The sequence below is a fragment of the Planctomycetota bacterium genome, assembly GCA_038746835.1.
Taxonomy (GTDB): domain Bacteria; phylum Planctomycetota; class Phycisphaerae; order Tepidisphaerales; family Tepidisphaeraceae; genus JBCDKH01.
On the sequence record JBCDKH010000147.1, the window covers coordinates 1 to 9,379 of the forward strand.

10 protein-coding genes are annotated in these 9,379 nt (G+C 65.2%); 5 read left to right on the plus strand and 5 right to left on the minus strand.

Features of this window, described 5'->3' with window-relative positions; genetic code table 11:
• From AAGI46_12935 to AAGI46_12945, 3 genes are all read left to right on the plus strand, one after another.
• Nucleotides 1-188, plus strand: a 188-nt coding sequence (locus AAGI46_12935) for a sigma factor-like helix-turn-helix DNA-binding protein (protein MEM1013112.1), incomplete at its 5' end; no start/stop codon positions are given.
• A 93-nt stretch (nucleotides 189-281) separates the two neighbouring features.
• Entirely contained in the window at nucleotides 282-914 is a 633-nt protein-coding gene (gene mscL, locus AAGI46_12940) for a large conductance mechanosensitive channel protein MscL (GenBank protein MEM1013113.1), read from the plus strand.
• Between the two features lie 115 nt (nucleotides 915-1,029).
• Nucleotides 1,030-1,965 (plus strand): hypothetical protein, encoded by a 936-nt coding sequence (locus tag AAGI46_12945; protein MEM1013114.1) that lies wholly within the window; start codon nucleotides 1,030-1,032, stop codon nucleotides 1,963-1,965.
• Nucleotides 1,966-1,969: 4 nt separating this feature from the next.
• Here the strand turns inward: AAGI46_12945 and AAGI46_12950 are convergent, their stop codons facing one another.
• On the minus strand, nucleotides 1,970-3,043 hold the full coding sequence (locus AAGI46_12950; protein MEM1013115.1) for an alpha/beta hydrolase: 1,074 nt from the start codon (nucleotides 3,041-3,043) through the stop codon (nucleotides 1,970-1,972).
• 66 nt (nucleotides 3,044-3,109) lie between these two features.
• On the minus strand, nucleotides 3,110-3,940 hold the full coding sequence (locus tag AAGI46_12955; GenBank protein ID MEM1013116.1) for a helix-turn-helix domain-containing protein: 831 nt from the start codon (nucleotides 3,938-3,940) through the stop codon (nucleotides 3,110-3,112).
• A gap of 71 nt (nucleotides 3,941-4,011) precedes the next feature.
• Between AAGI46_12955 and AAGI46_12960 the strand changes: the two genes are divergently transcribed.
• The gene (locus AAGI46_12960) at nucleotides 4,012-4,956 is read left to right on the plus strand and encodes a phytanoyl-CoA dioxygenase family protein (GenBank protein ID MEM1013117.1); all 945 of its coding nucleotides are present in this window, start codon (nucleotides 4,012-4,014) and stop codon (nucleotides 4,954-4,956) included.
• Here AAGI46_12960 and AAGI46_12965 read toward each other — a convergent pair.
• Entirely contained in the window at nucleotides 4,953-6,083 is a 1,131-nt protein-coding gene (locus tag AAGI46_12965; GenBank protein ID MEM1013118.1) for a saccharopine dehydrogenase C-terminal domain-containing protein, read from the minus strand. The genes AAGI46_12960 and AAGI46_12965 overlap by 4 nt on opposite strands.
• A 130-nt stretch (nucleotides 6,084-6,213) precedes the next feature.
• On the opposite strand from AAGI46_12965, the gene AAGI46_12970 reads away from it, so the two are divergent.
• Nucleotides 6,214-7,677, plus strand: coding sequence for a hypothetical protein (locus AAGI46_12970; GenBank protein MEM1013119.1), 1,464 nt, complete (start codon nucleotides 6,214-6,216; stop codon nucleotides 7,675-7,677).
• A 112-nt stretch (nucleotides 7,678-7,789) separates the two neighbouring features.
• Here the strand turns inward: AAGI46_12970 and AAGI46_12975 are convergent, their stop codons facing one another.
• Together AAGI46_12975 and AAGI46_12980 are read right to left on the minus strand one after the other, a co-directional pair.
• Entirely contained in the window at nucleotides 7,790-8,587 is a 798-nt protein-coding gene (locus tag AAGI46_12975) for a hypothetical protein (GenBank protein MEM1013120.1), read from the minus strand.
• A complete protein-coding gene (locus AAGI46_12980; protein ID MEM1013121.1) occupies nucleotides 8,584-9,060 on the minus strand; it encodes a DUF1569 domain-containing protein in 477 nt (158 codons plus the stop codon). The genes AAGI46_12975 and AAGI46_12980 overlap by 4 nt, the downstream gene beginning before the upstream one ends.
• Nucleotides 9,061-9,379: the final 319 nt, after the last annotated feature.

Consider the following 9,379-nt stretch of genomic DNA (forward strand, 5'->3'; position numbering starts at 1 on the left):
GCGAACGCGAGATCATCAAGCTCCGCTACGGCATCGGCGACGGCTACACCTACACGCTCGAAGAGGTCGGCCGCATCTTCAAGGTCACCCGCGAACGCGTCCGCCAGGTCGAGGCCAAGGCGATCCGCAAGCTCCAGCACCCGGTCCGCAGCCGCAAGCTCGAAGGCTTCATGGCCGGCGAAGGCTGATCTCGGAACGCGTGCCTCCGTCATCCTGAGCGAGCGCAGCGAGTCGAAGGACCTCGCCTGTGCTCGGGTTGAGAGAGGCGACGAGCGATCTGCGTGAGCGTCTTGCAGCAGCAGCAGCAGCCCGGCATCATCGCCGCGATGATCACAGAACGCTGGCCGGTCAAGCCGATCGCGAACCTCCTCGAGGAGTTCCAGAACTTCGCCGTCAAGGGCAACGTCGTCGACCTTGCGGTCGGCGTCATCATCGGCGCGGCCTTCGGAGCGGTCGTGACGAGCCTCGTCGAAAACGTCCTGATGCCGCCACTCGGCTACGTCATCGGCGGTGTGGACTTCAGCGAGCTGGCGATTCCGGTTGCCGACAAGTCGCCCGAACGCGTCGCCGAACTGAGTGAAGAACTTGCCAAAATCAAGGCAAACGAGATCCCCGGCGACGTCAAGGCAGCGGAAGCCGCACTCCAGGCGGCCGAGCAAGGAGTGAGCATCAAGATCGGCCTGTTCATCAACGCCTGCATCCGCTTCCTCATCCAGGCGATGGCCGTCTTCCTCGTCGTCCGCACGATGAACCGTCTGCTCCGCGAAAAGGAAGAAGCCGCCAAGCAGCCCGGCCTGGAACAGAAGCCCGCCCTCTCGACGCAGGAACGCCTGCTCACCGACATCCGCGATCTCCTGGCGAGCGGCACACAACCCGAGCCCGCCAAGCCAGCGCCCGAGCCGCAGACCTCGTGATCGTGACGCTGCGTCTCGGCAGGCGCATGCCTCGGATTTTCATTGAGTGGACGCTTCTCGATCGGTACGTTCTTCGCCAACCGCCGCGCGAAGACGTCCACCTGGGAGACTGCCCATGCCCTGCCGTTCGACCCTTTGTTTCGCCCTGCTCGTTGCCGCTCCGGCGTCGGCCCAGTTCGTCACCGGCGTGACTCGTCCGTTCTTCCCTGGAAGCCCGGACGACAACACCGTCGACGCCTTCCTCGTCGACAACGCCACCGGCCAGTCGACGTTCCTTTTCAATCCCGACACGCTGCCAAGCACCGCGCCCGGCTTCACGGGCCTTGCCGCAAATGACCCGGCCGGCCTGATCTACGGCAGCACCCGCAACGGTCCCGACGACGACCTCTACGTCTTCGACTACGCCACCTTCACCCCGACGCTCATCGGCGAGGTCTTCATCAACGACGCGGGCACCATCAACAGCATTAGCCTCTCCGGGCTCGCCTACGACTCCACACGCGACGTGCTCTACGGCGTCCGCAGCCTCGGCGGAAGCACCGGACCCGAGGGCCTTTACTCCATCGACACCACCACCGCCGAGGCAAAGCTCGTCCTCGAGCTGGACGACGGCACCTTCGACTTCCAGGTCGACGGCATCGACTACGACCCCGTCACTGACCTCCTCTACGTCGCCGACGACGACACCAGCGGCCCGGGCGGTTCGGGCATCTTCAGCTTCGACCCGGCCAACCCAGGAGCAGGCCTGACGTTCGTCACCTCGTACGAGTCGCCCATCAACGACGTCGACGGCCTAGGCGCGGGCGATGGCAAGCTCTTCCTGCTCAGCGACTCGCCCGAAGGCAACGGCGGCAACCACTACGTCTACGACATCGCCACCGACACCTTCGACATCCTCGCGCCAACGCCTTACGACCCGCGCGACATCTCCAACATCGGCCCGCTCAACCCATCCGGCGCCGGCGCCTTCGCCCCGGGCCTGATCCCAGAACCAACCACCGCCACCCTCCTCGCCCTCGGCAGCCTCGCCCTGCTTCGTCGGCGGCATTGATCTGTCAGCCCGCGAAACGCTCGCTGATCCAGTCGGCGATCTGCGTCATCGTCGCCTCGTCGAAGGTCACGTCGATACGGCCGTACTCATTCGGCAGGCCGGTTGTTGCCGGTTGGAAGAGATGGTTCACACTTGGCACGACGACGATCGTCGCGTCGTCGTTGCGCGACAGCAGCTCTTCCAGCACGGGTTGGCTTTGCTCGGCGGACACTTGCAGGTCCTTCTCGCCGAGCAACGCGAGGAACGGCACCCGCGTTTGGCGAATGTCGTCGGCCGGGTCGTGTTGCAGGAAGCCCAGGAGCCAAGGCTGCGTCGCCTGTTCGACCGTCGCAGCGATAGCCGGCTGAAGCTGCGGCGGAATCGCAGTGCCATCCGGCAGGCCGACCTGACGACGCACGAGCGCGGCCACCAGCTCGGTCAGCTCGTCACGCGGTGCCTCGTCGACGGCCGCCTGAAAGGCCTCCCGCGCGGCCTTGCCGACGGCGTTCGCCTGGTCCTGCGTCGCACCTGCCGCAAGGAACAAATCGACGTTCTGGCGTGCCAGCACGTCGAGCCCCGTCAGCGCGGGACCCGCGAGCGTGATGACGAACGCGATGCCGTCGTCCTCGGCAGCGATCATCGGGGCGACGTAGCCGCCTTCGCTGTGGCCGATGAGACCGACGACGCTCGTCTTGTCGTGCTTCCTCAGCCAGTCCGCAGCGGCCGCGGCATCGTCGGCAAAGTCGCGTGTGGTCGCCGACGCGAAGTCGCCGGTGCTTTGTCCGAAACCGCGATCGTCGTAGCGCAGGACGACGATGCCCGCCCGCGTCAGCCGGTCGGCCAGAACGAGAAACGGCTTGTGCCCTGCGATCTCCTCATCGCGATTCTGAGGCCCACTGCCCGTGATCAGCACCGCCGCCGGGAACGGACCTTCTCCAGGGGGAATCGTCACCGTCCCGGCCAGCGTCACGCCCTCTGCCGTGCTCTCGATCATCACGTCGAACGCCTCGTAAGGCAGCTCACCCGTCGGCTCCTGCGGCCGAGCAGAAGACAATGCAGCTTGGGTGAGAAGCAGCAGAATGGTCAACAAGCGATTCATACCGATCGCCACCCACTTCGACGCGATGCGTTGCGTCGGCGAGTCGCAATCGACAGCGCGCTCCGCTCACGGTCGGCCGTAGCCGGTCGGGGGTTGGCCGAAGCGCTGACGAAACCGCCGGCTGAAGTGCGGCGGATCGTGGAAGCCGCAGGCGACGGAGACTTCCTTCACCGAGAGCCCGCTTGTCGCCAGCAGATGGGCGGCGTGCTGGAGACGAAGTTCCTCAGCGTGCCTGGCCGGTGAGACGCCGAGCGACTCGCGAAAAAGCTTCGTCAATCTCGGCGTGCTAACGCATGCGACGTCGGCAAGCTCGTCCACACTCACGCGGCGATCGAGGTTCTGGCGCGCAAACTCCGACGCTGCACGCACACGCGGGTCGACGCGTCGCCCGGCACCGGCCTGCGTGGAGCACCAGAGCAACGACGCCTCGATCGCATTGGTCGCCAGTCGATCGGCCCCTGGCAGTGGGGACTGCGACAGCTCGCTCGCGCGACCGAGTGCGGAACTCGCTTCGGCAAACGCCCGCGCATCGGTCAGCCGCGTGACCGCCAAGCCGTCCAGCGGATTCGACCACACGAGCCACGACCACCAGTCCGCCCGCGGCATGACGTGGGCGAATCGAAAACGCCAAGTCCCAGTCGACGGGCAGGTGCGATAGTCCTGCGGCGAATCCGGCAGCCAGACGGCGGCCTCACCGGCCGAGACGCGATGGGTCGCATCGCCGACGCGAAAGACGCCGGCACCTGATTCGACGACGAAAAGCAGCACATCTTCCCTCCCACCACGGACCGTTCCGTAGCGTGGGCCGCAGTCGAAGTACCCGACAATCGGCAGCGGGTGCCTCGCGACAGAACCGCCAACGCTGTGGGCATTCACACGCGTGGGACGATCTGCCATGATCGAAACGTACAAGCCTTCGATCGATCGATCCATTTCCGCTGCGGCCGATTGTCGCTTACGTTTTCGGAATGACCGCCCTCCTCGATCAGACGGCCGAAAACGAGACGCCCTTCCAGACACGCGACGGTGTCGAGGGACTCGCCCTGCATCCCGACGCCCGCATCGTCGAGCTCTCGTCGCCGCCGACGGCATCGGAGTTGGACGACTTCACCATCAGTGGCGTCGGCATCGCGCGATCCCTGCTCTCTGGTGACGAGATCGCTGAAGTTCGCGACGTCTTCCAGGCCGCCGGAGACCAAGGTCCGCAGGAAGGCGTGAGCGATCCGAAAATGCTCGACGAGAACGACGCCGGCCGCGACGCCATGCTCCGCCGATTCCCGCGGATGCTTCAGCCGCACCGCAAGGCCGACAGCGACTTCGGGCGACTCGCACTGCACTGGATGCTCGAAGACCGCATCACGCGCGTCATCCGAGGCCTCTACGACGAAGAGCCGATCGCCGCACAGAGCATGTACTACTTCAAGGGCCCGGGCGCTCGCGGGCAGTCGCTGCATCAAGACAACTTCTTCCTCGCGGTCCGCCCCGGCACGTGCATCGCCGCGTGGATTGCCGTCGACGACTGCGACGAGGAGAACGGCGCGATGGCCGTCGTGCCCGGCAGCGGCGACTGGGACCTCATCTGCAACGGAAGCTCAAGCAGTACGGAAAACGCCGACGAGTTCTGGGGCGACAGCTCGCTCGACCTGCCCCCCGGCGTCGAGCCGGAAGTCGCCAGGATGAAGGCGGGCGACGTGCTCTTCTTCAACGGCAGTCTCGTCCACGGCAGCTACCGCAACCGCTCGGCCGACCGGTTCCGCCGGTCGCTCATCTTCCACTACGCACCAAAGAGCTGCAGGCAAATCAGCGACTTCTACCACCCGGTCCTGGCACTCGACGGCACGCCGCAGACACGCGAGTCCGCCATTGCCGGTGGTCCCTGCGGCAGCAGTGCTCAGACCGTCATGATGGGCTAGACCGCCGTCGGAACGTACGGCTCTTCGATCACCTCGACGCCGTCGCGACCCGTCGCGTAGCACTGGCCGAAGCGGTTGGCGAGGAAGTCTTCGAGCGCGATCTCTTCCTGCTTCACAAAGCCCTTCTTCGTCGCCAGCTTGTCTTCGCGAATGAGGTCGAGCACGGCACAGATCGCCGAGGCCGTCGTGATCTGGATGCCGGAGAGGTCGAGGCCGCGGAAGTCGCCGTGGTAGACCTTGCGGGCGTCGGTCATCTGCATGAGCTGCCCGTCGATCTCGCCGATAGCGGTGCAGAAGATGAGCACGACGTCCTGCGGCGTCATCGGAATCGCGCGCTCGAGCATCGTCTTGAGGTCGTCGCGGTGCTCGTTCATCCGCAGATCGAACATGAGAAACTTCACGAGGTCACGGTGGCCTCGGTAGCGGATGGTCTTGTAGTCGAGCTTGCGGGCCTTGCCGGCGAGGGTCTCCGCGAGCGTGCCGACGCCGCCGGACGTGTTGAACGCCTCGTACATCACGCCGTCCAGGCTGAACTGCTCGTAGCCCTCCAGCGGCAGGACGTCGATCTTCTGGCCTTCGATGACGGCCTCGCAGGGGTTGCCGTACTCGTTGATGAGGCCGTCGGTGGACCAGGTGAGGTTGTATTTCAGCTCGTTCGTCGGGAAGATCGGCAAGGCTCCGACGCGCAGGTGGAGGCGATCCAGCCGCGTGAAGTGCTTGGCGAGGTCGTTGGCGGCGATGGAGACGAAGCCCGGTGCCAGGCCGCACTGCGGGATGAAGCGTTGGCCGTCCTTCGCGTTCGCGGCGATGTCACGGACCTTCTTGGTGGTGACGACGTCTTCGGTCAGATCGAGGTAGTCCGCCCCGGCGTTGAGCGCTGCCGTCGCGATGGCGGGGTTGGCGTCGAAGCTGACGGCGGAGAGGACACTGTGGCGATCCTTCGTCACTTCCGCGAGCTTGTCGGCATCGGTGACGGGCATCTCGACGGGCTCCACGCCGTTCGGCAGTCGGCTGAGCGCGTCGGCGGAGACGTCGGCGACGCGGACGTGGTAGTCGCCGGTATCTTGCAGGAGTTTCGCGATGGCAGACCCGATTTTCCCAGCGCCGACGAGCAGGACGTTGTGCATGGGGCACGGTAGCGACGCAACTCAGGTAGCCGCGGGCTGACGGCCGTCGGGCTCGAGCGTGCGACCGGCTCCGCTTTCAGACCTGCGGGACTTAGACCGCGGCTTGCGGTGTTTCTGGTACGATTGCCCCATGACCGCCACTGCCGCCAAGACCAACGCCCCCACCCCAGACGCCACCGCCGCGCTGACCGCCTTCCACTGGGAACCGCAACCGAAGGCGGCGGCGTTCGTGCAGAAGGTGGTCGACGATATCCTGGAGAAGCTGCCGGAGGCGAAGGCCTTCGCGGATCGGCTGTATCGGGAGACGGGAAATCGGTTTGCTGATCTTGTCTGTGAGATCGAGTTGGCGAGCCGCGGTCCGATGCTCGCCGAAGCTCTGGAAGCTGGATGGGAGGACGGAGATGAAAAGAACCTGCTTCGGAATCCGAGCGGCATGTTTCCGTTGATCACGCTCGACCATCCCAATGAAGATGCTGCGAGTGCCCTAGCAGTGCGACTGAAAGTCGAAAGCATCATCGACTTCGCAGCGGCAAATGGACTGCAACTCGACGAGTCGGCTGAAGAGAGTTTTGTCTCTGAGTCCGTTCGATCGTCTACAGCCTTCGGAGACGAAAGTCAGATTGAATTTGGCAAAGCGAACGGTCCCTTCGTTGACTTCGTCGAACGGCACGGCGTCGCAAGCACGCTACAGGCTAGCGATTTGAGCGATCCTGGTGCAATGGCCTTGGATGTCGCTCGATTCAGCGAAGCCTTCAGACTTCGCAACCGAAGAGAAGAGACAAAATCCTGGCTAGCGTTTCGCCATCTCTCGAATCTCATCGACGATGCGATCGGCCTCATTGGCCGCGACCGCGCATGCGACCTCTTCTTCGCCGCCGAGCGGGAGTATTGGCAACGCCGCAACACCGCCGCGCAGTTCCAAAAGGCCCGGCAGGACAAGCTCGGCATCGGGTGGGCCAACCACGATCACCACACCTACCGCTCGTCCCGCCGGCACTTTCACAAACTCGTCGGCCTCTGGGAGAAGCTCGGCTTCGAGTGCCGCGAGCGGTTCTATCCCGGTCCCGAGGCCGGCTGGGGCGCTCAGGTTATGGAGCAGCCGGTCTGCGGCATCGTGACGTTCAACGACGTCGACATCTCCGAGGCCGAGATGCTCACCGACTTCGCCCACGAGCCGATGCAGGACCGCACCGCCGAGGAAGGCGGCCTCGCGACCGTCGGCCTGTGGTGCGCGCTTCACGGCGAGAGCATCCTGCAGGCGGGCATGCATCACCTCGAATGCACCTTCGACTTCGCCGCCCTCGAAGAGCAGATGAAGACCGAGGCCGGGATCGAGACGATGCCGAAGTTCACCGACTTCCCGCATCTCAAGCAGGCTTTCACCAAGGGCGAGCGGTGGCAGGTCGACCCGAAGCGCGTCGACGCGATCCTTGAGAAAGGACTGATCACCGAGCACCAGGCCAAGGAGTTCAAGAAGCACGGCGCCATCGGTAGCCACCTCGAAAACCTCGAACGCAACGACGGCTTCAAGGGCTTCAACCAGACCGGCGTCACCGACATCATCAAGCGGACCGACCCGCGATTTGCGAAGTAAGCCCCGCCGTCATCCCGAGCGCAGCCGAGGGACCTCGCAGCGGTTCTGCGTAGTCTTAAAAACGAGGTCCTTCGACTCGCTGCGCTCGCTCAGGATGACCGAGGCGCGAGCGTCACCGCGCTGCGGTCGGCATCAGCGCCACCCGTCCAGGGACGATCACGAGCATCATCTCCCCATCGCGATCGGGCAGACGCAGCAGCTGATTTCCGAGCGACGTCGGCAGCGACGCCTCGGGGGACGCTGCGATCAGCAGAAAACGCCCGTCCGGCACGTCAACCGTAAAGCCCGCACCGGCCAGCGATTCGTCGACGACCTGCGTCATCGTCCGGTCCAGTCCCGTCGGCAAAAACGTCGTCCGGCCGACGCGCGTCTCGACCCGCGGGACGAACGTCATCCGTGTCGCGTCGGCCTGGGCTGTCGGGGCGGTGGAATAGGTGACGCCGAGCGTCGGTAGCGACGGGCCGAACGTCCGGCCGGACAGACCATCGCCGTTGTGCCAAAAGAGCGTCAGCGACTCGCGTGGCCGGGCGATGTCGTCGGGCACGTTCAACGTGAACGCCTGCGGCCCGGGCCCAGCCGCGACGACCGCACGCGTCGTCATCATCTCCGCCCCGGCCAGGTCGATGACGGCCGGCAGGTCGCTCATGCGACCCATGCCGACACGCAGACCATTGGCAAACAAACGATCGCGCAGCTCGCCTCCGATGGCCGAATCGTCGACGTAGCCCATCGCCGCCTCGCCGCCGTCGAGGGCGACGGGCAAGCGGTGGATGCGCAGCAGGCGACGCCCCTCCGGCGTGACGACCGGATCGACCGACGCCGTCTCGCTCTGCTGCGTCGAGGGCTCGGGCGGCGGCGCCGGGTCTTGGCACCCGACGACAAAAAGGATTCCCAGGCAAATGAGCCTCATGCGGCCACCCTCGGCCGGAGGAACCCGAGGTGGTGTCCGGCGTGGCTCAGGTGGACGCGGTGCCACATCTCCGGCGACAGCCTGCCGAACAACGCGCTCTTGGCAAACGGCCCACCTGCCGCCAGCCGCTCGTCGAATCGCCGGCAGCTCTCCGCGTAGGCCTCGACGGCCTTGGCGTCGTCGACGGCGTCGACGGGCTTGAGCTTCGGAGCCGTCGGCAGGCCGGCGGGCATGGGCTTGCTCATCGTCTTGTCGTTGATGAACAGTCGCCGCAATCCTGCCGAGATCGGCCAAGGCACCTTGAGCATCGGGAAGCCGTCGAGCGAGAAGTCAGTGAACGTCGCCATGTGCCAGCAGTTCTGCCCAAGCGACCAATTGCCCGTGGGCTCGTAGCCGTTGGCCAGAAGCGACCGCGCGTGCTCGACCGCCTGATCGAGCGTCTCGAACTGCAGCGTCGGCGTCGAGTCGGACATGCACGAAGCGTAAGGACTCGCTCGCACGCTCGGCTTGCACTGCGATTAACGCGGACAGAGTTCTGCGAACAGTCGGGCATCCGACTGGTCGATTGGATAACGATGACGCAAGGTAGCCGTGGGCTTACAGCCCGCGGTTTCTCACGCGCGACCCATGTAGTGTTCCCAGCCACGACCGCGGGCTGTAAGCCCGCGGCTACCGGTCGTGTGTCGTACTCACAAGTCAATGGTCGGGCTAGTCCAGCGAGTCTGTTTCCTTTTCAGAAGATGAAGCGCGCCGAAAGCGACGGCGGCCCGTGCCGCCCTTGCGGCTACAACC

Coding starts and splice junctions, on each gene's coding strand:
- AAGI46_12945 (MEM1013114.1), top strand. CDS start 1,030: ATGCCCTGCCGTTCGACCCTTTGTTTCGCCCTGCTCGTTGCCGCTCCG.
- AAGI46_12960 (MEM1013117.1), top strand. CDS start 4,012: ATGACCGCCCTCCTCGATCAGACGGCCGAAAACGAGACGCCCTTCCAG.
- AAGI46_12955 (MEM1013116.1), bottom strand. CDS start 3,940: ATGGCAGATCGTCCCACGCGTGTGAATGCCCACAGCGTTGGCGGTTCT.
- AAGI46_12950 (MEM1013115.1), bottom strand. CDS start 3,043: ATGAATCGCTTGTTGACCATTCTGCTGCTTCTCACCCAAGCTGCATTG.
- AAGI46_12975 (MEM1013120.1), bottom strand. CDS start 8,587: ATGAGGCTCATTTGCCTGGGAATCCTTTTTGTCGTCGGGTGCCAAGAC.
- AAGI46_12965 (MEM1013118.1), bottom strand. CDS start 6,083: ATGCACAACGTCCTGCTCGTCGGCGCTGGGAAAATCGGGTCTGCCATC.
- AAGI46_12980 (MEM1013121.1), bottom strand. CDS start 9,060: ATGTCCGACTCGACGCCGACGCTGCAGTTCGAGACGCTCGATCAGGCG.
- AAGI46_12970 (MEM1013119.1), top strand. CDS start 6,214: ATGACCGCCACTGCCGCCAAGACCAACGCCCCCACCCCAGACGCCACC.